A 26,091-nucleotide genomic window follows, 5' to 3' on the forward strand; every position below is an offset into this window, starting at 1 on the left:
GGCCACTTGGCGCTCCCGCTTGCTCTGCGACCAGCTGAAATCAATTTCTGCAGGGACTGGGCATGTCACCAAGCCGCCCCCCCTGCCATGCCGCATTCACCCCTGGTCTGCTCCTCGCAGACTCTCGGCTGCTCGAACCAACTCGGCAGGCGAAGGATCAACTCACCATGTCGCACCGTCACGCCGCCCGGATCGGTCGGCTCCGTGCGCCGAGGTCCATGGTAGATCGCAGCAATTTGTCCGTTTACGACAATGCAACCAGTCGGAATCATCACCATGCCAGCGGCAACTGGAAGAGCGGGAGCGTTCTGCGCGGCGCTAAGGTGGTGTACGTGACTAGCGCTTCGTGGTGCCGCTACAGTCCCCTCAATCAAGAGCTTACTCCCGGGAAATCAAAATCTACAATTGCAAAAGCGGGATGGACGACCTAGCGTTTCAATCGGTATTTCGATAAGGTCGACCGTACGACCCGAAGCTGTTGCCCTCGGGCTGCGCTGCACCAGACGTCGTTCATGTATCCAACGGCGGCGTCCAGCCAATCTCGCCGCAAACCGCTCGCCCGTTGGCCCATGGGGTAGCTCCAGGCGCGACGACGCTCCATAAAGGCTGGAGACGCGAAGCCCGCCTCAAAGGGCCCGATAGCGCACCGGGCTGCTGCTGCATCGACCCGGTCGTGTCTCAGGGAGTGATTGCGAATTCCACTTGCTCAAAGCGTCCTCGTGTGTGACACGGACCCAAAGGTGCGGCGCTCAGCGCCGTCGGCTGGCTATCGCGGTGGTGGAGCAATTGTCGCGATGTCGGGAAAACCTTCAAAGATCCACTGATGTGGAGGACAGCGTTTCAGAAGGCACGTCCGGCTTTACACCCGCATGTACAGGAAGCCTCGATCGATAGCGCGGGATCTCAGCGAATTCCGCCTCTCGTAAATCGACGACGAGGCAGCCAGCGAATCACAGTTTGACCACACGAGAGAAGCCCGCGAGGTGGCGATGATCAAGTCTGACCGCCAGGACACGATTACAATCTATGAGGCAACACAGCGCAGCGGTGGACTAACGTCGAGCCTGCGCCAAGCCTACTTCGATCTATCGAACTCTCGCCACGTGATAACTCGCCTTTTCTGGCGCGACTTCATCGCTCAATTCCGACAGAAAATTCTCGGGTATTTCTGGGCTCTTCTCAATCCGATCCTGGGGATCGTCAGCTTCCTGTTTCTCTATTCCATTGGCGTTCTCAAGCCAGGCCAAGGAGAGATTCCATACCCTCTTTATGTTCTCGTCGGCACCACCATCTGGGCATGTCTACCGGGCGCAATGGGAGCGGTCAGCAGTGGGCTGCAGTCGCAGGCTGATCTCATTCTGCGAACCAAGATTCCAAAGCTAGCACTGGCCATGAGCTCGCTGGCAGGCGTTTTCTATTCCATCGCCATCAGCATGATCACGATGATGGCGGTATTCTTGATCATGGGTCGGTGGCCCAGCCTCTGGATACTCGCCTATCCATTGCTGGTTCTGCCCATGGTACTGCTCGGGACGGCAATTGGCTTGATGCTCGCAGTGCTCGGCACAATTGCGCGCGACCTTACGCCGCTCGCCACGCAAGGGCTCTCTCTGCTGATGTACTTGACGCCTGCAGTATACTTGCACTCGAGCATCGAGAGCCCAACCATACAGTTTCTGATCAAGTGCAATCCGTTGACATACCTCATCGATGTTCCTCGTGCGCTGATCTGCCTCGACCAAGCCAACGACATTCCGGTGTTTTTGCTGGTGATCGTCGCGACCGTGATTCTGGTCGTCGTTGGGCTGAAGATCTTCTACCTGCTCGAGGACCTCGTAGCGGAGCGGCTGTAGCTTAGCCGACTACAGGCAGCGACAGCAAATTGAACAGAAACAAGACCCCCCGTTAGGCAATGTTGCGGCCCGAGTCCCAATTCACGTGCGAGCCCATCCATCGAGCAACTCGCTTGGCGGACGCCGGCCAGCTCGCAGGAGTATGCTCGAGATGAGATGGCTCAAAGATCGGATCAACGCCTATGTCCAGAGGACGGTCGCGAACGCATTGGCGCATGCCACGCCCAAACCCGAGCCGAAGGCATTCGAGCCTGCTCTCGACATCCTCGTGAACAAGTACGGCTATGGACGTACGCTCGAGCTGAAACTGCCGGTCGCCGTGGATGGGAAACCTGTTCCCTGGTACACATATCCCGCACTGGAATACTTCGAGCAGCTCGACGCCAGAGGATTACGAATCTTCGAGTTTGGTTGCGGCAATTCGTCCCTGTTTTGGGCGAATAAGGGAGCCAAGGTGACCGCCGTCGAGCATGATCCCGCCTGGTTTGAGAAGATGCTGCATCGGTCAAGTCGACTGGAAAAGCTCATTCTCCGGGAGGGGGTCACGGAATATGCTGGGGCCATATCCGAAATCGGAGGAGAATTTGATGTCATCATCATCGACGGGGTCTGGCGCAATCAATGCGCGCGGGCAGCCTTGCCTCACCTGAGTGCGGGCGGCTGCATCGTGCTCGACAATTCAGACTGGTACACCGACGTAGCAGAGTTCTTTCGTGGTGAAGGTTTCCTTCAGGTGGACTTCAGCGGATTTGGCCCAATCAACATCTATTGCTGGACAACATCGCTGCTGGTGCGATCGGATAGTATTCTCAACGGCCGGCTCAATCATCCGCGACCAGTCGGAGGCATTGAAGCGTGCAGGGGCAGCAACTGGTGACGGCGCTTAGCTTTCGATTGTCGAGCATGGCGCGATCGCTGATTCAGTTCGTCGGACGCCGAATGGCCCCCGAGCACCGCGCCAGATTGGCGGTCCAGCTCGCCAGGATCGGCGCTCATATGGATATCGACTCCTGCTTACAAATCCTCGAAAAAGCACTCAGCGAGCAGAAGCTGGATGCGAGCCAGCTCGGGCGGCTGCTTTCGGCGGCTTTTTCTGCTGCTGATGCGGACCACTTGCCGCTCGATTTGAGGAAGCAATTATTGACGCGGGCCTGTGCGGGCCTGGACCCGGCCGACATTCCTGACGCTCTGCTCGAGCATTTCTCTGCGCTCGGCGGAAGCAGCCACCACTACAGCCAGGAGGGAGAGGATATCCTGCTCAAGCGGCTGTTCGGTGATCGTCGCTCCGGCTTCTATGTCGACATCGGCGCTCATCACGCCACCAGGTTCTCCAATACGTTTGCGCTCTACCGCCGTGGATGGCGCGGCATCAATGTCGACGCAACACCCGGGAGCATGAGCTCGTTCGGCCTGCTCCGGCCCCGAGACGTCAACCTCGAACTCGCGGTGTCGGACCAGACAGATCCCCTGCGGATGCACCTCTTTCGCGAGGGCGCCCTCAACACGACCAACGCAGAGCTCGCCGACAGCTACGTCGCGGCTGGATGGGACAAGACTGGTGAAATCGAGCTTCGCCCGAAAACGCTCGCAACTATCATGGACGAGTTCGTGCCTCCCGGAATCAACGTCGATCTCCTCAGCGTCGATGTGGAGGGCGCAGAACTGGCCGTCTTGCGTTCGGGCAATTGGGACGTGTACGCGCCCGCCGTGATCATCATCGAAGCGCTATCGACACCGTTCGCCGAAATGCACCAGGATCCCGCTCTCAGATATCTTCTCGCTAGGAATTACGAAGTCCGGTTTCGGCTCTTCAATTCGGTCATCCTGACTCGCACAGGCGCAGATTTCTCCTGATCAGCGGCGGCCGGCCCAACGCTTCAAAGCCCCTCGCAATCGTGTTGCGAGGCCGCCACGATCAACGGCTGGAGAGACACCTGCCCGCAGCCAAAGACAGACCTCGTTGAATGCTGCCATGTCCGGCTCAACCCGATCGGGCATTCGCAGCGTCGCCGGCAAGATAGTCCGCCTGAACTGAGCTGGAGCTTCGAGCTGGAAGGGGAGGTTACCCGCACAATGAACGCCGGAATTGTCGAATCCGCCGTTCCATATCAGGCTCGTACGCGGGTAGAGAACCTGCGCGCCGGCCTTGGCGACGGCATACCACCACAGAATGCCCCAAGAGTCATTTTTGCCGGCAATGCGATCGGACAGCATCGCTTCATAATCCGCTGCACCATTGAGGCTGAAGCGGCTGCGGAACCCGGCATCGCGGGCAAGCTCATCGAGCATACCGTCCGTCTGCCAATCAAATAGCGACCATGCCCGCGCCCATGTCGCCCACCCCCATGTCGTCGTCAGCGGCATGAAGAAGGCATCTCCGGATACTTGGGCCGTACCTTTGAGGTGGCAACCGGAGATCTGCGCAACACCGGAGGCATCAGCATAACGGTCCAGCCCTTCGAGCATGAAGCGGACAAAATCGGGAGCTGCAACGAGGTCGTCCTCGAGGACAATCACCCGGCCGTAAGCGCGCGTGAGCTCGTCGACCGCACCGGCGATCGAGCGAGCAAGACCAAAGTTCTCTGGGCGCACGACGACCTCGGCGCCGTTCGTCACGGCCCAGTCTGCAACTAACCGACGCGTCGCCTCGACCGCATCGGCGTGCTCAGGCCGCTTCGGGGCGTCCGAGTAGATGATGATCTTGACGTCCTCTAAGCGCGCGTTCCGAAGCAGCGCATCGAGCGCCCGTCGCGTGTGCAGCGGGCGGTTGTACGTGAAAAGCGCGAGCGGCACGCGGTCAGTCACGAGAGGACCTCGCGATCATGACACCACGACCCGCTGCGCAACGGATAGGCCCGGAATAGGCTGGTTGAATCATCCACGCCGCGGCTCCCCGATCGTATCTGTTGCGAAGAGAGCCTTCTGCAAATGTTGGACAATGGTCTCTTCACAATTCGTGCCCCGGCATCAGCTTGCAGGCTTGCGCGCTCTGAACGTGTAAAGACGTCCTGGATCGTTGAGGTGGCTACCGTACCACGTCATCAGCCACGGTCGAACGAACGCCAAGGGCAATCTGAGCCGCTTGGCGAGAAGCCTTCGGTGATCACTCATGGTCATTGGAAACAGATTGATATCGGACTGAAGTGGGTTCAACGAAAGATCGAGAGCAAGGCCCGCATTGGCGATGGCGGAGTGATAGTCCGCAAGTAAATAGGCGTGCTCGCCACCATAATGCTTGTGAAGCGGATGCGACGCCAAGAATGCCGGCAAATCTTCGGGTCGTGAAATGACATGCTCGCGCGTGGCAAGTAAAATTCCACCCGGCTTCAGAACGCGACCAATCTCGGCACAGAGCTGCCCCAGGTCACGCGCATGGTGCAGCACTTGACGGCAGAGTACGACATCGAAGCTATTGCTATCGAATGGCAGGGTCTCACCCCACTCCTGCACAACGTTGATCGGCAATCCACTCTCGCCCGCGAGCGCCCGGATCGCCCCGCCCCCCACCAGCGCGCTCGGGTCAGGCTCCAACGCCGTCACTTGCCAGCCATCAGCCGCGAGCGCGTAGCTCGCGATGCCCCTGCCCGCCCCGACATCCAAGGCGCGCCCTGGTGGGCTCGTCAGCAATGATCGCGTCGCAATCCACTCGGAGCTGGCGTGAAATCGCTGCGCAGCCGCCAACAGCGGGTCATCGAAGAAACACGCCTTCACAAGACTGGCCTGGTCAGGCTGGTTGCGCAACCAGGAGACCGCCTGCTCCCAGCTCATCGCGCCATCGGTCATTTTACAGCTTCCATATCGAGTTCGCGAATGACCTTGGCCGGATTGCCCGCCGCAATCACCATCGGAGGAACGTCCTTGGTGACGACGCTGCCCGCTCCAATGACGGCGCCGCGGCCGATTCGCACGCCTCGCAGCACCACGCAATGGCAACTGATCAACGCATCGTCCTCAATGATGACAGGTTGCTCGTCCAGGTCGATTTTGCGTGGATGACCAGCGGTAATGATATCGCGGAACTGCTGATGCCGCTCGCTCGCATCCAACGGGTGGGTCAGATTATCCATGATTGTGCACATATGCGAGATCAGAACGCGGTTGCCGATGCTGATGTCCCTGGCGGACCAGATTCTGGTCTGCTCGCCAACATAACAATACTCGCCAAGGCGAATACGTCCGCCGTGTCCGAACAACAACAACTCGCCACGGACGTGCGTGTGAGCGCCAATCCGCAGCGCCTCTGGCGGGTGCCCGTGCGTATGCAGACTGGCCGTCGGATAGAAAACGGCAGTCTGGTCGATATCTGCCAGAGCGCGATCAATCCTTCCGTCGGCCGACGGCATATGCCGCGGCCGGACGAGCCGAGCAAGTAGTCCTTCGGCAAATGCACGAACACGGCGCGTCACGGAAGCCGCTACTTCGTCAGCTCAAGACACACGACAGCCCGGGAGGCTGCCGCGTAATCATCATCATAAGTGCTTTGCTTATGTATGTCGAAATACGTTGCGTCCTTTGCGCTCTCCCGGTCGCCAACGGTCCACCCTTCCGCCCTGTAACGATAGATGGTCTCGATGCACGATTGCGGCGCGAATCGCTCGACGAGCCGGTCGACCATTTCGGCGTCAAAAATCTGGAACCAACCGTGGTTGGCTCGTCGACCGAATGGCATGCTCAGAAAGAGCACCCCACCTGGCTTCAACATTCGGCGCAATTCCATCAGACAAGAGACGTACCCGTCGGTATCCGTCTCGTTCTTTGTGCCGTCGCTCGTGTAGAGCATCGTGTTGTCCAGGCCAACGTGCTCGATCGTCGAGATGCAGGCAATCCAATCGAAATACGCGTCCCGGAAACAGCTTTCGCGCAGATCTTCATAAACGTAGGACACGCCCCACTGCCACGCAGACCACTGCTCCGGCGCCAAAGTCGAAACGGTGCAGGTCTTTTCGCGCAGCTTCGGATGACCGAGCACATGCGCGTGGTTGAGGGTAGACCCCGCGTCGAGCAATCGCCCCTTCCCCGCTGGAAGGCGCGCCATGAACCAGGGATACTCAACGATACGTTCATCGAGGCGCCAACCAAAACCGTCCGGGAGTTTGTAGGGATCGTAGGCGGGATCGTTGATTGCGGCGGTTACCGACTTGATCTTATGCGTATCGTAACCTGGCTTCCAAGGCGGGTTGCCGTCCGCGAGAAATCGTTTGTAATTTGATTCCGCGAGCGGCGCCTTGAGGCGCCCTTTGATGTACTGTTTCAATGATTGCATGATGCTTGCCCTGGGTCTGCCGCGCTATCATCACCCAGCCGTATATGCGCTTGGCGTGCCCTCTTGTAGGAAACAAGAGCCCTATATTGCAACAGGCTCGGCCCTCGGCACGCGCGCAGCAGATCGTTCAGTTGCGCGGCATCCGACCGGCCTGCCCATTGCAGCGTGCCGAAGCAATACCAGTCAGGCGGCAACCGCAGGATCAATACGCCATCGCGCACAAGCCGCGACACATCCAACCCTTTGGCGGCGGCCTCATCGCCTTGGAAGGGACGTGGAGCAAAGGTCATCAGCGCAACGAGCTTCACCGCATGCGGCCAGTGCGCGAACTCGAGCGCAGCATCCGGCTCGTTAATCAAGCGGACAACTGCTCGCGCGACTCTCCTGACGAGACGCGCGCCTTTATACGGCGGTAGAAAAAAAATGCCGAGTTCCGTGCGCAACAGCAATTTTGCGGCCGCCTGCGCCACCAAAAGGCGATGCAACCGCGGGCGCAGCAACGCGGGCGCATGTCGGGAGACGAAGCGCCAGTGATCGCCGAGATTGGTCATCGACCTGCGGTCGAAGATTTCGCGCCAGGCTTGCCGCAAGGTCAACTGGGCTTGCGGTACGATACCGGTCTCCTCGATATGAGCCAGAATCATTGTGTCGTAACACACGAGCAGCTTGAAACCAGCAGACTTGATCCGGCAAAAGAAGTCGTAATCTGAAATATAATGTGGAAAGGTCCGATCGTCGATGTTGCCGACCGCTCTTATCATCTTGATCGGAATCAAAGTACCTCGGCCCGGAAGCGTGTCGACGTCTTCACAATGCCGCTCGCCTGAGGCGATCTCTGTTTTGATGGGGAAATCGTAGCGCTCCCAATCAATCATCTCGCCGGCATCGAGGACCCTCGTCGGATCGCGACTGTCAACGACCTTTGCGCCAACGGCCGCGTCATGGGTCCGCGACCAGGCAACCAGCGTTTCGATGTAGTTTTCAGGGACTCTCGTGTCATTGTTCAGCAAAAGAACGAAGTCATCCGTCGCAGCTTTGGCCAGTATCCGCTCAATGGCCAGCGCACAAGAGCCGGCCCACCAACGCTCCTTCCCATCGTAGATCACCTCCACGTCCGGATAGAGTCGAGCGAGCTTGTCTCGCGTGCCGTCGGTCGATCCGCCGTCCGATACGTTGATCGTCAAATGTCGATAGGTCTGACGGCGCAGATCTTCGACGCACTGCTGCGTGAACTGCCAACGATTAAAGACGGGAATAACGACGTGAACGCACCCTTTGGTTGCACGATCGATCGAAACCGGATTGTCAGTGCCGCCGCACGCATCTTCAGATCCGATCAAGCGCTCCACTACCCCGCTCACAGGCACCTTGAAGGAACTCACCAGCTGTCCTCCTCCGCAATCGGCCTGAAGGCATGGATATCGTTGGAAACAATCCTCAGACGGTGTATACCTCCACGACCGGCATGTTTGCAAGTTGGCGCATCCACACGTGAAAGTAGAAAATGCCCTCCGCGTCCACGGGTTTCGCCGTCGCACAAGCGTCCGAGCTGACCCTGCGCCCAGGGGCGCGCGCCCTCTCGTCTTAACCGTGGCGATCAATTCGATAGAGACGATCCCTTTTCGGAACCTCTAAGAGCAATTCTGACGTATGGCACTCGTTTGGATAACCGGCGCCCGTGGCTTCCTGGGCCGACATGTGGCCGCGCGTTTTGCGGCGGGGGGCTGGGATATTGCTGGCATTGGGCTTGGCGGCGCTGCCGATGTCGATATCGCAGCACTCCCTCTCGCCAAAGTCTCAGGCAGGGCTGCCTGGATCGAGAAGATCATCGACAACGAAGCGATCAAGGAGCTCCTGAAGCTTGTCGGCCCCCCCGACGTCGTATTCCATGCCGCGGGCAGCGGCGCAATCGGCGCATCGCTTGCGGACCCTTACCGAGACTTCCGTCTCTCGGTAGACAGCACCGCGCTGCTGCTTGATACGTTGCGCAGGTCAGCGCCGGAAGCGGTGTTCGTGCTTCCCTCCAGCGCGGCAGTGTATGGCAGCGCCGCGCCGGGACCGATCGCCGAAGACGCTTCGCTGGCTCCTGTATCGCCCTATGGCGCACACAAGCTCTGTGCCGAATGGCTATGTCGATCGGCGTCACACTCATTCGGCTTGAAAACGGCCGTGATCCGCTATTTCTCTCTGTACGGTCCCGGCTTGCAGAAGCAGCTGCTATGGGACGTCGCAGGAAAACTCTCGCAGGCGTCCGACGAAATTACCCTCTTTGGGACGGGGGCTGAGACCAGGGACATGCTGTACGTTGAGGACGCAGCCGAACTCGGGTTCATCGCGGCCCAGCACGCAACGTCGCAGTGCCTCATCGTCAATGGCGGAACTGGCGTCGCATCCAGTGTTGAGTCCATTGCCAGTGAGCTTGCCCGCGCATTGGGAGTCGATTGTCGGATCCGATTCAATGGACATTCGCGCATTGGCGATCCGAACCACCTGCAGGCCTCGGCCACACGGTCAAGAAGCCTGGGCTTCGAGCATCGTTGGAGCTTGAGAGATGGGCTTGCCGCCTATGCCGCATGGTGGCGGACGGGCAACAGAGGCGCGAACATCAAGTGAGGGGCTGCCGAACTGGTCGGCTCCGCAGACCGGTCGGCCGGTTGCTCTTTTTGCATTTCGCTTTTATGCCTCCCTCCGGCAGTGTACACCCGCATCCTTACCACCAAAGGTTAGCAGACAGTTGTGAGCGATAAGGACTGGACAGTTCGCGCCGAGAGCGTCTCCAAGAAGTTCGGCCTGTCGCTGCGCCGATCGATGGCACACGGCCTTCGTGACGGCCTCGGTCGGCTTGTTGGCGCCGGCAGCGATTCGAGCCTGTTGCGTGACGGGGAGTTCTGGGCCGTCAAGGACATCAGCTTCACCCTCGAACGCGGCCAGAGCCTTGGCATCATGGGGGTCAACGGCTGTGGAAAGACGACCCTTCTGCGCATCCTGACTGGCATCTACAAGCCGGATGCCGGTCGCGTCATGCTGCGCGGACGTGTTGGCGCATTGATTGCGGCCGGCGCTGGCTTCTCACCGATGCTCACCGGCCGCGAAAACATCTATATAAACGCCGCACTCCTCGGACTCTCTCCCCGGGAGATCCGCTCCCACATGGATGAGATCGTTGCATTCTCTGAACTCGAACAATTCATCGACATGCCCGTCAAGCATTACTCGAGCGGCATGCAGGTGCGCCTCGGTTTCGCGGTGGCTGCCGTGAGCGAGCCGGAGGTGCTGCTGGTCGATGAAGTGCTCGCTGTGGGTGACTTGAACTTCCAGAAGAAGTGCTACGATTACCTCTTTGGATTGAAGCGCAAGGGCACGTCGATCGTCCTGGTTTCGCATTCCATTGGAGCGATTTGGGCGGTTTGCGATCGCGGACTGTTCATGGACAAGGGCGAGGTGAAGGTCCTCGGCGAAATCGAGAGGGTGATCCGCGCCTATGACGATCAGAACGCTCGCAACGCCGCCCGTACTCGGGAGAGTGCGCTTCCTGGTCCGGATGGCGCGAGCGAGCTGATCTCCGGCACCGGCGACGTTGTCTGCGACAATATCAAGATCGTCGCAAAGGACGGCAATACGGCCAAGAAGGAGCTGCACTTCAAGGAGCCGTTCGACATCGTCATGGATGTGACGGTTCATTCAGCTATCGATGACCTCGTCATCCGCGCCGTGCTCGATGCGGCACATTATAGAAATATCTGCACTATCGACAGTCACGAGCAAGGTCTTCTGGTCGGACGCGTGATGCCAGGTCGCTATAGTCTGAGGATTTCCGTTCCAGCGCAAAATCTGCGGCCGGGAAGTTACGATTTGAACATCGCCGCGATCACGCGCCATGCAGGACTTCATCTCTTTCTCGCGCTCAAGTGTGGAAACGTCGTCGTCCTCAATCCAAGCGACAAGTTCCTCTACTCGGACCCGAATGCCGTCGTTCACTTCGATGCAGATTTTCATCTTGACCAGGTCAGCTCATGAACGAAGCGTTGGACCATTTCGCGCGGGACCACTTTTTCGCGCCGACGAGCGCTGAAGCGGCGCGAGAGCTGTTTCGAAGGTCAGTACGCAACGTCGTTGTCGAAATTTCATCACACTGCAATCGGGCATGCTCCTACTGCCCCGTGTCGAAGGTCGATCGTGCCTCGACCAACAAACTGCTGCCTCACGATACCTATGAACTTATCCTGCGCGACCTCGCAGAAATCTCCTATGACGAGGGCTTGTGCTTAAATCTGTATAACGAGCCAACTTCAGACAAGTCGCTGCTGCTCAATCGCATCAGGCGCGCTCGAGAGCTGTTGCCGGCGGCCCGCATATACTTCAGTAGCAACGGAGACTATCTGGATCGCGACTACGTTCGCGAACTGATCTCAGCCGGCCTGTCCGAACTGTACATTTCCATCCATGCCCCGGCCGGCAAGCCGTACGACGATGCCTATGCAGCGACGCGCTTCAACGACCTTTCCCGACGTTTGCAGAAGGCGATAAAGGTCGACATCCTACGTCCCGGAGAGACGATGCAGGGTCATGTCAATATCGAAAAATTGCCGATCCATGTCTTTGCTACGAACTACTACACCCTGGGATCGAACCGGGCGGAATCCGTCGGACTGAGCTCCGGCGCGTTCAGCCGGTCCGCGCCGTGCTCCCGTCCCTTCAATGACTTTACGGTTTCCTACGACGGCACGCTATTCCCTTGCTGCCAGATGTTCGTCGACTTTGCAGAGCATACCCAACGCTATGCAATTGGAAAATTGACAGATTTTCCAACGATTTTTGCGGCTTATGCCAGCCAGGCGATGGCGGAATGGCGAAAGGAGCTGCTTCGCTATGGTCCCAAGCTTTCGCCGTGCGCGACTTGCACGGAGGGACAGCATGAAGGGACGCCGGAACAGATTGCGACACGTGAAAAGGTCTACTCGGAATTTCTTGGGCCAAGCCAGGTGGTTTCGTCGCCTTCCCCCGGCGGGAGCTGGCTCGGCGGGATACGACGGTGGCGCGTTGCCCGGCGATCAAAGTAATTGCCCATTACGGCACCGAGGAATTGAATGATCGGCCAAAGCAGCGGCAAGCGCCCCACCCGGGTGATCGGGCTCGACGTGATCACCGATCCCAAGTGGATGGGCGGCATTATCTATATTCGCAATCTCGTCTACTGTCTTGAAAGCCTGCCAGAAGCGGAGAGACCGGAGGTCAGGCTGCTCGGCGTACCGGACGACGCGATGCCGCTCGCCGTTGAACTGCGCTCTTTTCCGTTCGTCGACCGGGACCGGCGCCCGCGCAGGCATGGCGCGATCGCCCACTTCTGGCGCCGTGTCCATAGGAAGTTTCTGCAAACCTACATTCCGCCAGATCCGGCTTGGCAGAAGCTGGATGCCACCTATCCTACAATTGGCGGGAAGGTGCAGGGCGTTCCGGCGATCCGATGGATACCTGATTTTCAACATGTGCACCTGCCTCATTTCTTTACTGAGGATGAGCGCGATGCACGCGACCGTGGCATCGCTTTGATCGCGTCCGAGCCTGGCGTCCTGGTCCTGAGCAGTGAAATGGCCAAGAGGGACTTCCTCAATCTCTGCCCGAATCCTGAGGTCGAGCCACATGTCTGGCGCTTCTGCTCTGTCATCACGGATCATGAGCGGGGCGGTCGCAATCCACACACGCAATACCGCCTGCCCCGGCGCTACGCCTACATCGCAAATCAATTCTGGGCCCACAAGAACCACCGAGTTGCATTCGAGGCGCTGCGTCGCTTGAAGGCAAGGCACCCGGATCTGGTACTCGTCTGCACGGGCCGGGAAGACGACTATCGCGACAAGGAATATGTACCTGAATTACTCGAGTTCATCGCCAAATCCGAGCTTCAAGACAGGATACTGCGATTGGGACTGGTTCCTCGAGCTGACCAGATCGAGATTTTCCGCCACGCTACGCTGGTTCTTCAACCATCCCTCTTCGAGGGCTGGAGTACTGTCGTTGAAGATGCAAAGACGCTGGGACGACCAATCATCGCTTCTGATATTCCCGTGCACCGTGAGCAGCTCGAAGGCGAGAAGGGTCTGCCGGTCAGGTTCTTTCCACCTGACGATGACGCAATTCTGGCGGAAACGCTTTCGAGCGCTTGGCGCGAACTCCCGGACGGTCCCGATCCTGCTTCGGAACGACGTGCCCAGGAGCGAAATCTCCGGCAGCGGCTCGCTGCTGCACGATCCTTCGTTGACCTTGTCGAACGAGCTATTGCGATCGAAGGGAAGGCCGGCGTGACACGCGGCAAGCCCGCGATCACTGCGTGAACCTTTTGCTAGCCGCGCGGAGCGCTGGCGAGACAACCACGTCTGAAGCGAACGATCTTCGGACGGCGGAAATGGGGGACTAAACTCATGTGCGGCATCAGCGGCGTGATCTGCAGTGCTCCACTTCGGCAAAGCGAGCTCGCTCTACTAAGCGAGATCAATGGAGCCCTGTATCATCGTGGCCCGGACTCCGATGGACTGTTCGCATCGACTCACGTGGCGATGGCCATGCGACGCCTGTCGATTATCGATCTGGCAGGAGGAGGACAGCCGCTTTATAACGAGGACCGGTCGGTTGCAATGGTTTGCAACGGCGAAATCTACAATCACCACGAGCTACGCAGCGCGCTTCAGGCTCGCGGCCACGATCTGAGAACCCACTCAGACGTGGAAACGATTGTTCACGGCTACGAGGACAAAGGTGAGGACTGCATCGCAGATTTGCGGGGGATGTTTGCTTTTGCCATCTGGGATGATCGCAAGGGGCGGCTCGTGCTCGGGCGCGACCGCCTGGGCGAAAAGCCGCTCTACATGTTGCGAGACCGGCGAGACGACGGTGCCGAGCGAGTCTGGTGGTGCAGCGAGCTGAAGCCGCTGCTACGCCTCGTGCCAGCAGCGCAACGGCGCATCTCCCCAGTGGCACTGCACGAGTTTCTGACCTTTCAGTACTGCTTGGAGCCGAACTCCCTGATAGAGGGAATTCATCAGTTGCCACCAGGTCATCTGATAACTCTTTCGCCAAAGCAGCTCTCTGCGGAACCGCGCCCCTATTGGAGTATGCTCGACGTCGAGGCTATTCACTGTCCAGATCCGGTTGCGCAGGTGAGAGACCTGCTGGATACGGCATGCCGGCGGATGGGGAGCGCCGATGTTCCGGTCGGCGTTGCACTTTCGGGTGGGATCGACTCGTCCCTGGTCGCCGCCATTTCGGCGAAACACTATCCCGGCCAGATTCATGCTTTCACGATCGGCTATAAGGGACGACCACCGACGGACGAACGGCTGATCGCTCAGCGCTTCGCGCGCTCTCTCGGCATCGAATTCACGGAAGTGGAAATTGATGTCGACCAAATGGTCGAGCAATTCCCGCAGCTGGTGCAAGCGATGGACACCCCGATCGCCGACATAGCAGCATATGGGTACTTCGAGGTCTGCCGCGCAGCCCGAGCCGCAAAGGTGCCGGTTCTGCTTTCGGGCATGGGCGGAGACGAGTTTTTTTGGGGGTACGAGTGGGTCCGCAATGCAGCTGCGGAGCATCGCAAGAAGGGCGTCAATGGAGGAATCAAAGAATGGGCACGCCGAACGTTCGGACATGGCGCCCCCCGGGAAACCTCCATTCTGGCTCCATTGAAGGAAATCGGCCGGTCAGCCGCGCTATCACGCTCACTTCTCGCCGATCCTGCTTCGGTCGAACCCAATCATTGGCTCGCGCGCACTCGGCCGATTGAAGGATATCCCAGCGGTCCAGCCGTGACGGAGGCGCTTTCGAGGACCTGGCTCCTCTGCAACTGCCTCACGCTGCTCGACCGTATGAGCATGGCCCACTCCATCGAAATGCGCGTGCCGTTCCTGGACATCGACCTCATCAACGCGGTATCCGCTATGCGTCACGGCGGCCTCGAGGATTTCGAGAAGCCGCACAAATGGCTTTTGCTGTCATCCTTTGGTCATCTGCTGCCAGATGAAGTCAGCCAGCGACCCAAGCAGGGCTTCACACCTCCAGTCCAACAATGGATGATGAAGCTGATCGAACGACACGGACCGCTTTGGAGAAACGAAAGCATGCTCGTGTCGCACGGCGTCATTGATGGTGATCGCTTGCGCCGAGAGGAACGAAGCTTCCCCATCGACTTTCAATACAAGCTCACACTTGCCGAACTATGGGCACGCGGTGCTCTCGTATGACGTGGCTGGATCCGGTCAAAGCCACAGGCTGCTCTCCGAGTTCTGGTGGGCCCGGCGCTCAACACGCATCACGTGGGCCTCGGTCACGTTCTCAAGGCGACAGCTAATCATGTTGGAGCGGTCTGATAGAGCTCGCATCATGCTGGTCTATTGGGGGCGGCGCGGACTATCCCGCTTCGTGCAGGACGCGGCGACCGTAGCGATCTCATGTCCTTCAATCGACGCCACGATATCCATATCTCGCCAAAATGAGAGCTTTGCGGCTTTTTCGGAGTTTGAAGACCGGCTGGTCGCCGTGGACACCTTTTCCAATGATCTTGGCGCTCTCGGCCAAGCCTGGCGCATTCCGATGCTGCGGAGCCGCATCACGCGCGAGATTGTCAATCGGAAGATTGAGGCCGTGATTGAATTCATGCCCCACGTCTGGTCGTCCGTCGTATTCTCCGTTTTGAAGCCGCATGGAGTTCTCTATTCTTCAATCATTCACGATGCGGAAATCCACCCGGGTGACTACAGGTCGGCGCTGATAGACCCTTTCCTCGATCGGACGATTGCGCAAGCTGATGCGGTCCTCACTCTGAGCGACGCAGTGACGAAGAGACTCCTGACGGCCCGGCGCGTCCCTCAGCACAAATTGTTCACGCTGTTTCATCCAGATCTCGACTATGGCGCGCAGCGGAGGACGATCAGTCTCACCGAAGGCAAGCCGATCAGGCTTGCGTTCCTGGGTCGCATCATGCCCTATAAGGGGCTAACCTTGCTTCTCGATTCCATCGAGGCCTTACGCAGAGAAGGCTTTCAGGTCGAACTAGGAGTCTTCGGCGAGGGCGCGCTTGGTGACAACAAACGGCGTCTCGCCGCACTCGGCGCTGAAGTGATAAATCGCTGGCTTACAGAGCGGGAAATCGCAGCGATACTGTCTCGTTATCATGCCGTTGTTCTTTCCCACATGGAAGCCAGCCAATCCGGCGTCGCCGCCACCAGCTTGGGGGCCGGGATCCCGGTCATAGCTACTCCGGTCGGCGGACTGATCGAGCAGATACAGGATGGCGTTAACGGCGTCCTCGCGGCGCGCGTCGACGCTGCTGCGCTGTCTGATGCTATCAAGCGTATCGCGCTCGATCCGAACCTCTTTGATGCAATCTGTCGCAGGATCGAGGCCACGAGAGCGGACCGCTCCATGGCCCGCTTTCTGGAAAAATGCGTTGAATACACCCTGGGCGCAGGGAAGCGGCAAACGGAAGAGCAGCCGTAGCGCCGCTTGAGCATGAGGTCTCGATATTGCCGGGAGATTAGGGACCGTGAGAGGACGGACCATCATAATCGAACCAAACTTGATCAACGAACGTGGTCACCACGCGTTTGCCACGTCCAGGTTTGCAACCCTCATGGGCGACACACGCCCGCTGATAGCCGCTGGGAAGGGATGGAACGGATCGCAGCATCTCGGCGGCGGCGATATCTTGCGAGTATTCAGACATAATCGCGATACCGTATCACGATCCCGCCGCTACGGGCCCACGGTCACGACCGCGTTCTCGCTCGGCGCAGGCGCGATCATGCCTATAGCACGCTTCATCAGGGGCCGCAGAGGCTTTCATGCTCCTGACGCACCTACTCTAACGGTCGCCGGCGCAGACGCGAGCAAACTCCGCTCGATCATTGCCCCTGAACTCGGCGAACTTCTCAGCACCCTTGAGCCCGAGCCCGGAGACACCGTATTCTTGCCGTCTGCCGACGCTGAGCTTCTCATCGCAACCGCCGAGCAATTTGAGGCGCATCGTGGTCCGGCTCGTTTTGTCGTGCGGCTGATGTATGATGATGTGGGCTGCCATCCAAGCGATCCGACATGGCGATCAGCCTTAAAGCGTCTCCAGGAGTCCCCAGGGGCCATTGAGAACGTGGATCTTCTCGCAGAGACGCCCGCCTTCGCACGCGCGATACGCGAAATCTGGCCTAAGCCTGTCGAGTTGTTACCTCACCCCACTGACCTGCCGGCCCAGCAATCTCCCGCGGTGAATGGCAGGTTCATTCTATACATGGCGGGTCATGCTCGCTCGGACAAGGGAGCTAGACTATTGAACGCGACGGCGCAGGCGCTCGCGGCAAAGCTCAACGCGCATGACCCAGACGTCGTCCTGCGTGTTCAGGGCCATCCAAGCAGCAGGGCGGGTAAGGTTCAAATAGAAGCATTGCCACTCCATCTGGATCCGGACGAATACGTATGGAGCTGGAAGCAGGCCCACGCAGCGCTCCTGCTGCATGATCCTGCTGTCTATGCGATACGAGGGTCGGGCGTCGTTTGTGACGCAATTTCGAGTTCGAGGCCCTTCGTGTTCCTGAGTGGCAGTTCGCTTTCCGACTGGAACGTGGGATGCAACGCCCTCGAAGCAACTCCATCCCCGCATGCAATCGCCCAGGCAATCGTTGAATTATTGAACGGTTACGAGACCTTCGCGGAGGCGAGCGCGACCGTCGCCTCGACCGTCGCTCGACATGTTGAAATAGGAATGGTGACGGTGATGGGGTGCGACACGGCGAGCGAGGCTGGGTGACCTGGCGCCGGCAGCCCCCCCATATTGCAGGCGAGCTACCGATATGCCGCGTCACTTCAACAGCTATAGGCTCCACCTCCATCGAGGCTCCCAAACCTTCCCGACCCGTCTTGGCATCCAGATTCATTGATGCCTCGGCGTTGCAAGGAGCGACAATGAACCGTCCTGAGCCATGGCCCAGAATAACGCGCACATCCAAGAGCAGGATCTCGCCATGGGTGACTTTGACGGCTCGCGAAGTCGAGTTTTCTTCAGGAACTGCGAGCGAAACGTACCATTCAGTCGAAACGTTCGACTACGTTGTCGTTCTCGCCATATCCCCCGAGGGTCTGGTGCCGCTGGTTCGGCAATACCGGCCGGCGGTTGAGGACTTCACTCTGGAGCTTCCAGCGGGTCTGATCGATCCTGGAGAGCAAGCCGCGAGCTCAGCGGCTCGAGAACTGCTTGAGGAAACTGGATTTCCGAGCAGGGCCGTCCATTTGCTCGGAGTGAACAAAACCGATGCAGGTCGCCTCAGCAATCGCGTACACTCCTTCTTCATTGAGACAGAAGCCCGGATCCCAGGATTCGCGCCCGAGGCAGGCGTCGAGACGCTGCTGGCAAGTCCTCCAGAACTCCTGAACATGATCATGGGCGGGCTTTTCGATGCACAGATTGCCCTCGGCACGCTGCTGTTGGCTGACCTCCAGGGACATTTGCGCTTGCGAGGATCGCCGTAAGACTGGGTTGCGAGACTGCCCACCCACGCCGGAGTATCGCCTGGCGCTCGGGCCAAGCCGATCGTTGCGCCGCAGTTGTAAATATGTCATTCGATTAAACGCCCTTCCCTCGTTACTTGGCTATCACGATTCCTACGTCCATCCGTCTGGGTGCGGCTCAAGAGGAACCAATGCTAAGACGCGCGACACGATACCTAAAGCGCCTCATCGCGCCGAGACTCGTCAACGTTGCTGCACGGATCCGCCAGCCGGCAGCTGAACCAGCGATTGTTTCGCAACAGGGTCTTCTGGGCCGGCTGTCGCAAATTCCTTATTGGGAAGACAAGATCCGGGCCTACAAACAGTATACTTATGAGCCGGACTCTGGAGCCTGGACCAAGGCGGGATCTCGTGCTGCCCTCCGGAAGACAATCGAGGGAAACGATCTGAAGGTGAATTACGGTTGCGGCAGCACGATCCTCGACGACTGGATCAACATTGACCTGTTCGAGCACGACCATCCAGCCTACTATCAGGTCAACTTGCTGGACAAACACCCGTTCGCCGACAACACTGTTCGATTCGGCTATTCGGAGGATATGCTTGAGCATCTCCCCCAAGCCGCCTCGATCTTCGTAATAGCTGAGATCTATCGGACACTAAAGCCTGGAGGCGTGATGCGCTTCAGCTTTCCTGGGCTGGAGGGAGTTCTACACCGCCACTACTCGCCACCGACCGAGACAAGGATTCGTGAAGGTGAGTTCGAAGCCTATGCGTTTTGGGACCACATTCACTTCTATGCGAAGGAAGAGCTCCGACTTATCGCTGAGCACATCGGATTTAGAAAGGTAAGCTTCTTCACTTACGGCATTTCCGAGCATGCCGAGCTTCAAGGCCGCGATACCCGAGCACACCAAGTCGACCTCAACACCTTTGCTGAGCTTACCAAGTAGTTTCTGGATAAAACGTCTTGACCCCGGACGATGTGGCTCGCCCTGTCACATCTGAGATTTCCGTTCTTTCGGACTTTCAACAGTCCATCATATTGGGCCGGATAGTGGCCCGATGGCCAGGGCGCAATGGCGCAAGGTCGCCGATCAGCTCAATCCCGACCAATGTGCCCAAAGCTCGCAGCCGTCATGGATGAGGCGGAGCTCGCCTGTATGAGCCGCCCGGCGTAGCACCGCGCCAAGCTGCACTCGCCCAATCCAATCGAGAGGGTCAACGGCGAGATCAAGCGCACACCGAGGTCGTGGGCATCTTCCGAAGCGAGGACGCTATTGTTCGTCTCGTCGGCGCGATCTTGCTCGAGCAGAACGACGCGTGGCCGTCCAGCGCGTCCGTTACATGACGATGGAACCATCGCGCCTTTAAGCGACGACCCCATGGTGTGGCAGGCTGATCAGCCCGGCGCCCCACCATGCCAGCGAAACCACTCAATGGGACGTTGATCGGAAGTAGTTCGATGCGAAGATCACACGCAAACGGAGAGCTGGGCATCGGGACTCCGTTTTGTGCCGGGCCGCCGCTGCGCAAGATTGCGCGCTCACCTTTGACCTGTGGTTGTATTTATTCCGCTTGTCTCGGAATCGGTCTGGTAGACTTGCGGTTAATCCTCCCGCTGGGATTGATTTCGCACTCGTGAACAGGTATTGTTTCACCATATTTCATCGGTTTATGGTTGGGCCGGAATGGTTTGGGCGCTTGTTGCTTTGGCGGCGATAGTGGGGATTTCGGTTCTATTGTACGCCGTCCGACTGCTTGATAGCGACGCTTGGGATGACTCGAAAGATCGGTATGACTTGAAAGAGCAGATCCCTCCCTCAGCCGAGCGCGCGGGAAAGAGCGGTGCATCTGGTGAAGACGGGGGAGCTAACGGCTCCTGGCGCGATCAGGCCGATCGCAGTGATCGTCTCGCACCAGATTTGCAAAGGGCGTCCGGCTCCCGAGCAGTCGTTTGACTATCGCCCTCACTGATGATCGGGACGCCAGCTAGAAATCCCGAAAGGCAGGCTATGGATCTGCCGTTGGCTCGGCCGCTTACATCGGCTCGTGCTATAAGGCGCTGCTGGAATCGTTGGTGATCCTTGTGCAGAGGGGGATGAGGACTCCGAACGTTGATCCTTTGGTGGCGGCACGGGTCCAAATTGCTTTGACCTTTGCGCTGCCGCTGGAAGCAGCCGCGTTGCTCGATCAGCGACCTGCTGCATTTCGATGCTTGTGACTGCGCGGCCATAACTCTCCGATCTGACGCAATTCCAGAACTGGAAGTGATCCATTCAACCACCTCGATGTCGACAGGTACGTGCTTCGGCCGCCGGACCTCGAAGGTCTCATGGCGGATATTGGCCCTGCGCCGCCTCGGCAATTCAGCGAACAGTTGGGCTCAGAATGCCCCCCAATGGGCGGCCTCCAGCCTGATCAACGCACGCACCGGGCCAATCCGCTTGTGCAGCAAGGCCATGCATCCCCTCGCCTCCGCACCCGCAGAACGAACTTTGTCACCTTCATGGTCGACGCGCTTGAACAAGCTCGTGAGGTCAACACCGGAGCACACAGACTGCAAACAACTTTTGCGCGCGTCGCGGCGCGACGCTCGGACTTGCGCCTCCCGCATTTCGAAGGAGCAGCCCTGAGCTGATGCCAGTTTCGACTCAACTGTTGATTTTTTTCACTAGTTAAGAAATGCCGAATTGCGTAATAATGAGACAAATTCAGTATGGTGTTTGTAATGGTCGGAAACTCTACGAAACCGTCGTTGGCCCTCCGCCGACTTTCTCCGAGAGACATCATCGCGAGGTCGTACCCTGGTTGGGACTACAATACGGCCGACCGGGTACTCGATTGGCTCAGTGAGTGTGGCTATAGCATCGTTGAGAGCGGTGCAGATTTATCCCCTCCGGGAAATGGCGCCACCGATCCAGTACGGCAGGACACTTAACCTGTCTCAGGCCAAATCGGCACGCAGATTGGGGCGCTGCAACTTCTTGGTGCATGCAGCCTCCAAGCTTGGAGTCGCGGCTCCGATCATCCCTGCGGTCCTTAGCTTGGGTGAGTCCTGATCGACATTGTTCTGGTTGTGGGCTTCCACAAGGTTGGCCTGAGATGGGCCGACTTCCTACTGGTAGCTAGCCTTCTCGTCTTCGCTAAGGCGGATTCTCGGCACCGCCTGTTCGAGCCTCCGCCGCGACGAACTCGATCGTCGGAATGGACTGAAGGGTCTCGATCAACGTGTATCACCCCGCAACGGTCGCGCTCTAAACCCGCCGGCCGAAGGCGGAGACAGCGTCAGCCGTTGAACCCGGCCCCGCAAGAACTGCCAACTGGCCAACCGCAACGTTGCTGACGTCCACACGGCCCTGCCCATGTCAGGACAAGGCGCCCGGTCAGACGGAGCGAGAGAGCTCCGTGAGCCGATATCGATTGCGTTGGAACAGTGTCTCACCCACATCGATGCCGGCAGCCTTGCGATAGATCTACCACCACGATCTTGATCCGGACCATCTAGTGATGCTGATTCAGCCGTTGACGATCAAGCGATCTTCGCGCGAGAAGAAGGGTGGCATGCGGATTGTCGCAATGTCACCGGCTGCTCGAAGATTGCGTCGCGGGGGTCGTCGTGCCCCAAACGCCAAGGCGTCTGACGGTTCGTGACGACTGCGCCGTCGTTGCGACCCGTTGGAGCCGAGAATTCAGAGGAGCGGAGAATTCAGATCGCTGCTTGCTGCCGGCATACTTCTCGACTTCGCCCATTTGGCGACGGTCATGCAGGCAAGAACGCTTCACAGAGTTCGTCATGCGTGCCGCAATCTCGTGCCGCATCACTGCCTCGGAGATCAGCGCTCCGTAGTTGACGGCTCCGGTTCCGTTAGCCGGGCGCCGGACGCGACGGCGAGGCTCGTCGGGCAGCATCGTTGCACCATGTGCTCCGAACCACCATTCGAACACAACCCGGAGTCCGGAAATCGTCAGCCGGAGTCTGGCCACGCTGTTGGACCCGTGCAGCAGAACGCCCCGTCCGAGCCTGGAGACATCGCAACGCGAAGGCTGGCTCCGCACAATGGGAATGTGTGGGCGGTCACCGTCATCGACCTGGATCGCCGGTGCTGCTATGCCATAAAATCAGACCGAAGACGATTTTGATGCTGCATGTCAGAGGGTAACTCGTGTCCTACCGCTTTCATCTTTCTGGAAAACGCGTTTTTGTCGCAGGTCACCGCGGCATGGCTGGCAGCGCATTGATACGCCGCTTGTCGTCCGAGGGCGTCGAGCTTCTGACGGTGCCACACCGAGAACTCGATCTGCGCGATCAAGCCGCGGTGTTCGCATGGTTCGCACGCGCGAAGCCCCAAGTCGTGGTCCTGGCGGCCGCCAAGGTCGGCGGCATCGTCGCCAATAACACGCTGCGCGCGGAGTTCATCTACGACAACATCGCCATCGCCACCAATGTCATTCACGCTGCCCACGTGAACGGCGCCGAGAAGCTGATGTTTCTGGGCTCATCCTGCATCTATCCGAAGCTTGCTCCTCAGCCGCTGCGCGAGAACGCGATGCTGACAGGGCCACTGGAGCCGACCAACGAGCCTTATGCGATCGCCAAGATCGCCGGCATCAAGATGGTCGAGGCCTATCGCAGCCAATATGGCGCCGACTTCATCAACGTCATGCCGACCAATCTCTATGGTCCGGGCGACAACTATCATCCCGAATACAGCCACGTCGTCGCGGCGCTGATCCGCCGCTTCCATGAGGCCAAGCTCGCGGATGCGCCGGAGGTCGTGGTCTGGGGCACCGGCACGCCGCGGCGCGAGTTCCTCTATGTCGACGACATGGCGGATGCCTGCGTGCACCTGATGAAGACCTATTCCGACACCGCGCTGGTCAACATCGGCACTGGCAAGGATATCACCATTGCCGACTTCGCCCGCGTGGTTGCCGCCGTAGTAGGCTTTAAGGGCAGCATCAGCTTTGACCGGTCGCGGCCGGATGGCACACCACGCAAGCTTCTCGACGTCTCCCGCCTGACGGAGCTCGGCTGGCGCGCGACGACTTCCCTGGAAGTGGGAGTCGGGCTCGCCTATCAGGCATTTCTGCGCGAAGCGGCGACGCAGTAGTTGGTCATCATTGGCAAGGCCGAGTCCACCAAAGGCCATTCGGCGCTGGATCTCGTCGAGGCTGCCGGAAGCCTCGATCTCAGCGACGATATCAAGATCCCAATAGTGCCGCGAATAATCCGGACTCTCGGCCTCGATGAAGTGGTCGGCTGCCATGAGAGCCTCACACTCCTCCGCCCGGCGGTTGTTGTTGATAGCGGCGAGCCCCCCGTTCTGCGACAAGACGCGGCGCACTTCACGAGAAAGCGCGGCCTATCAGTGAAATGCCTGCGCCACCGTGGCCAGGCCTACGGAGTTTGGCTCGATCGGCAGAGCCTCAGCGGGCGCGATTGTGACTTCGAGTCCCGCCGCACCCGCACGTGCAGCTATGTGGGGGTTGGGCTCGGCCGTCTGCACGGTCCAGTCAGACAGGGCATCAATGAGTGCACGCGTCGAAATTCTGTTACTTGCGCCGACATCGAAGCAGCGATGCCGGACCATTACCTGCGGCGACAGCATAGGCGACGGCAGCGAGAACGTCAGGCGGATAAGTCGTTCGGCTAGCGTCGTAAAGGTCGGCGAGACCGTTAAACTTTCGCGTATGGTTCTGCATTGCGGACAAAGCTCCTCGAATTTGCCTGTGGCAGGAGCAACAAACGGCGCTTTCAACAACCTTGTTTCAGGCAGACTCCAGGCTCCCCCTCCGTTTGCGGTCCGCGAACACGATCTTGCAATTCAATCTATGATTGACCGTCGAGCGGCGGCCGCAAGGCTCGTGGTCGTGAATGCACCGCGGAGACCCGGCCGCTATCGACACGTCGGCATAGAAAGCGGTAGCCTTCCAGAACTGCCCCGTCGACTGTCGCAGCGGCCGCGTTGTCGAATGACACTCCCTCCGCGCTCTGCGCATCTGCGCGACATGCATATCTGACACGTGTGCTTTGCAAGTCGCGAGCGTCGCCGGCTCATTCTCAGTGCGTCGAACTGATTCAGCGCAATCGCGCGGCCGACTCGCCGGCCATAATTAATGCTGATCAACTACTTTCAACAATTTTTGGTCGCAGTTTATGATGATTATCGCTCCGCGTGCACTCGACTTGTGCAACCTCGGCGAGCTTTTGCCTTGCTCGTGCGGATGATCGTTCGTATGATTCGAATGTGATCGGATCGTGAGAAAAGTTCACTGCCGGCACGCATTCCTTCAACGCTCGCGAGACCCGGCCAGTGTTACAGCGACGTAGTTTTCTCGGGCTTCCGTTGTTGGCGTTGTGTGGCTCGGCGAGGTCGGCCTGGGCGGGCAATTCCGTCGAGACGTCCAAAGTCAGAGTGACGATCGGCGGGAAGGCATTCCTACAATACGCACCGGTCACACTTGCCGAGCGCCTTGGCTTTTTCAGGGACGCGGGTCTCGACCCGGAGCTTCTTGACGTGAGCGGCGGATCCAAAGCGCTCCAGGCTCTGGTGGCAGGAAGTGCCGAACTCACCGCTGGCGCTTTCGACCACACGATTCAGATGCATGCCAAGGGACAAAAGATCGTCGGGGTTGTGTTGTTTGGCAGGCATCCGACATTCGCATTGGCTCTGCGAAAGGAGAAGGCTGCGGACTATCGCGACCCAAGCAGCCTGAGAGGCATGAAGATCGGGGTCACGGCATTGGGATCCCAAACGCAATTCATGGTGGAGTACATCGCTTTGCGAGCTGGCGTCTCTCCGACCGACATTTCCTTCGTCAGTGTCGGAGGTGGCACAGGTGCCGTAGCGGCGATTCGCAACGGCGCTGTGGATGCGGTCGTCACGGGTGAGCCGGCGCTTACGACGCTGACATCAGCAGGTGACGTCAAACTGGTCGCGGACACTCGCACCAACGAAGGCACAATCGGCGTTTATGGCGGTCTCTATCCGTCAGGGACCATCTACGCGCGGTCGGACTTCATCGAGCGCAACCCCGACACACTCCAAGCCTTTGTTCTCGCAATGGTACGCGCCCTGCAGTGGATTGATCGCGCTTCCGTCGACGAGATCGCCGATGCGCTCCCGGAGGAATGGGCCAAACCTGATCGAAACATCTTTCTCGCCTCCGTCCGGAGCACCCGAGACATGTTTTCGCCCGATGGCCGGTTCAGCGCCGAGGGCGCGGGGATCGCATTTCAGGTGTTGTCGACCGTCGACCCACAATTGCGTGGCGTGAAGGTCGATCTCGCGGAGACATTTACGAACAGATTCGTCGAAAAGGCTCTCCAGACGCTAGCATCGAAATAGCATCGTGGAGAGCTCAAGCCGATGAACATGCCCGCGGCACTGTGGGATCGAGGCTAGGTGGTGGCGCCGCGAGCTCCGCAGCATTCGAACGCTTCTGCTTCGGCCGCCAAGAAAACGGCGCGGAAGACGCGTC

The 26,091-nt window shown here is 58.9% G+C and carries 20 protein-coding genes and 1 pseudogene; 15 read left to right on the top strand and 6 right to left on the bottom strand.

The annotated features are described in order from the left end of the window. Positions 1-989 precede the first annotated feature (989 nt). The 3 genes from QX073_RS27225 (at position 990) to QX073_RS27235 (ending at position 3,707) form a co-directional block, all read left to right on the top strand. Positions 990-1,853, top strand: a complete 864-nt coding sequence (locus tag QX073_RS27225) for an ABC transporter permease (protein ID WP_315716377.1) — start codon at positions 990-992, stop codon at positions 1,851-1,853. Positions 1,854-2,004: 151 nt separating this feature from the next. Continuing rightward, the gene (locus tag QX073_RS27230) at positions 2,005-2,730 is read left to right on the top strand and encodes a hypothetical protein (protein WP_315716378.1); all 726 of its coding nucleotides are present in this window, start codon (positions 2,005-2,007) and stop codon (positions 2,728-2,730) included. Then, positions 2,709-3,707 (top strand): FkbM family methyltransferase, encoded by a 999-nt coding sequence (locus QX073_RS27235; RefSeq protein ID WP_316200633.1) that lies wholly within the window; start codon positions 2,709-2,711, stop codon positions 3,705-3,707. The genes QX073_RS27230 and QX073_RS27235 overlap by 22 nt, the downstream gene beginning before the upstream one ends. On the opposite strand, the gene QX073_RS27240 is transcribed toward QX073_RS27235, so the two are convergent. The 5 genes from QX073_RS27240 to QX073_RS27260 form a co-directional block, all read right to left on the bottom strand. After that, a complete protein-coding gene (locus tag QX073_RS27240) occupies positions 3,708-4,658 on the bottom strand; it encodes a glycosyltransferase (protein ID WP_315716380.1) in 951 nt (316 codons plus the stop codon). It abuts the gene before it with no gap. A 162-nt stretch (positions 4,659-4,820) separates the two neighbouring features. Continuing rightward, positions 4,821-5,636: a class I SAM-dependent methyltransferase gene (locus tag QX073_RS27245; protein WP_315716381.1), complete on the bottom strand. Its 816-nt coding sequence runs from the start codon at positions 5,634-5,636 to the stop codon at positions 4,821-4,823. Further along, positions 5,633-6,259 carry an acyltransferase gene (locus tag QX073_RS27250; protein WP_315716382.1) on the bottom strand — a complete coding sequence of 209 codons (627 nt, stop codon included), beginning with the start codon at positions 6,257-6,259 and terminating at the stop codon, positions 5,633-5,635. Before QX073_RS27250 ends, QX073_RS27245 begins: the two co-directional genes overlap by 4 nt. Positions 6,260-6,267: 8 nt before the next feature. After that, complete coding sequence (locus tag QX073_RS27255; RefSeq protein WP_315716383.1) at positions 6,268-7,116, bottom strand: DUF268 domain-containing protein; 849 nt, start codon at positions 7,114-7,116, stop codon at positions 6,268-6,270. Continuing rightward, positions 7,104-8,498 (bottom strand): glycosyltransferase family 2 protein, encoded by a 1,395-nt coding sequence (locus QX073_RS27260; RefSeq protein WP_315826507.1) that lies wholly within the window; start codon positions 8,496-8,498, stop codon positions 7,104-7,106. Before QX073_RS27260 ends, QX073_RS27255 begins: the two co-directional genes overlap by 13 nt. A 268-nt stretch (positions 8,499-8,766) precedes the next feature. On the opposite strand from QX073_RS27260, the gene QX073_RS27265 reads away from it, so the two are divergent. The 11 genes and pseudogenes from QX073_RS27265 to QX073_RS27315 all read left to right on the top strand — a co-directional run bounded on the left by QX073_RS27265 (position 8,767) and on the right by QX073_RS27315 (position 23,720). Continuing rightward, positions 8,767-9,729: an NAD(P)-dependent oxidoreductase gene (locus QX073_RS27265; protein WP_315716385.1), complete on the top strand. Its 963-nt coding sequence runs from the start codon at positions 8,767-8,769 to the stop codon at positions 9,727-9,729. Positions 9,730-9,852: 123 nt separating this feature from the next. After that, a complete protein-coding gene (locus QX073_RS27270; RefSeq protein ID WP_315716386.1) occupies positions 9,853-11,133 on the top strand; it encodes an ABC transporter ATP-binding protein in 1,281 nt (426 codons plus the stop codon). Continuing rightward, positions 11,130-12,176 carry a radical SAM protein gene (locus QX073_RS27275; RefSeq protein ID WP_315716387.1) on the top strand — a complete coding sequence of 349 codons (1,047 nt, stop codon included), beginning with the start codon at positions 11,130-11,132 and terminating at the stop codon, positions 12,174-12,176. Before QX073_RS27270 ends, QX073_RS27275 begins: the two co-directional genes overlap by 4 nt. A gap of 27 nt (positions 12,177-12,203) precedes the next feature. After that, positions 12,204-13,448 (top strand): glycosyltransferase family 1 protein, encoded by a 1,245-nt coding sequence (locus QX073_RS27280; RefSeq protein WP_315716388.1) that lies wholly within the window; start codon positions 12,204-12,206, stop codon positions 13,446-13,448. 87 nt (positions 13,449-13,535) lie between these two features. Next, positions 13,536-15,353: an asparagine synthase (glutamine-hydrolyzing) gene (gene asnB, locus QX073_RS27285; RefSeq protein WP_315716389.1), complete on the top strand. Its 1,818-nt coding sequence runs from the start codon at positions 13,536-13,538 to the stop codon at positions 15,351-15,353. Between the two features lie 139 nt (positions 15,354-15,492). Next, positions 15,493-16,608 (top strand): glycosyltransferase family 4 protein, encoded by a 1,116-nt coding sequence (locus QX073_RS27290; protein WP_315716390.1) that lies wholly within the window; start codon positions 15,493-15,495, stop codon positions 16,606-16,608. Positions 16,609-16,687: 79 nt separating this feature from the next. Then, complete coding sequence (locus QX073_RS27295) at positions 16,688-17,908, top strand: hypothetical protein (protein WP_315716391.1); 1,221 nt, start codon at positions 16,688-16,690, stop codon at positions 17,906-17,908. A gap of 155 nt (positions 17,909-18,063) precedes the next feature. Continuing rightward, positions 18,064-18,627, top strand: coding sequence for an NUDIX hydrolase (locus tag QX073_RS27300; RefSeq protein WP_315716392.1), 564 nt, complete (start codon positions 18,064-18,066; stop codon positions 18,625-18,627). 170 nt (positions 18,628-18,797) lie between these two features. Beyond that, positions 18,798-19,559 (top strand): class I SAM-dependent methyltransferase, encoded by a 762-nt coding sequence (locus tag QX073_RS27305; RefSeq protein ID WP_315716393.1) that lies wholly within the window; start codon positions 18,798-18,800, stop codon positions 19,557-19,559. 115 nt (positions 19,560-19,674) lie between these two features. Continuing rightward, positions 19,675-20,057: pseudogene (locus QX073_RS27310) on the top strand (transposase); the annotation flags it as partial. 2,715 nt (positions 20,058-22,772) lie between these two features. Next, positions 22,773-23,720, top strand: a complete 948-nt coding sequence (locus tag QX073_RS27315; RefSeq protein ID WP_315716394.1) for a GDP-L-fucose synthase — start codon at positions 22,773-22,775, stop codon at positions 23,718-23,720. Between the two features lie 255 nt (positions 23,721-23,975). On the opposite strand, the gene QX073_RS27320 is transcribed toward QX073_RS27315, so the two are convergent. After that, positions 23,976-24,371: a hypothetical protein gene (locus QX073_RS27320; protein ID WP_315729355.1), complete on the bottom strand. Its 396-nt coding sequence runs from the start codon at positions 24,369-24,371 to the stop codon at positions 23,976-23,978. Between the two features lie 654 nt (positions 24,372-25,025). Between QX073_RS27320 and QX073_RS27325 the strand changes: the two genes are divergently transcribed. Further along, positions 25,026-25,958, top strand: coding sequence for an ABC transporter substrate-binding protein (locus tag QX073_RS27325; RefSeq protein WP_315716395.1), 933 nt, complete (start codon positions 25,026-25,028; stop codon positions 25,956-25,958). Positions 25,959-26,091 lie beyond the last annotated feature (133 nt).

It is taken from the genome of Bradyrhizobium sp. SZCCHNS3052, assembly GCF_032484495.1.
In the GTDB taxonomy this organism is placed as follows: Bacteria; Pseudomonadota; Alphaproteobacteria; order Rhizobiales; family Xanthobacteraceae; genus Bradyrhizobium.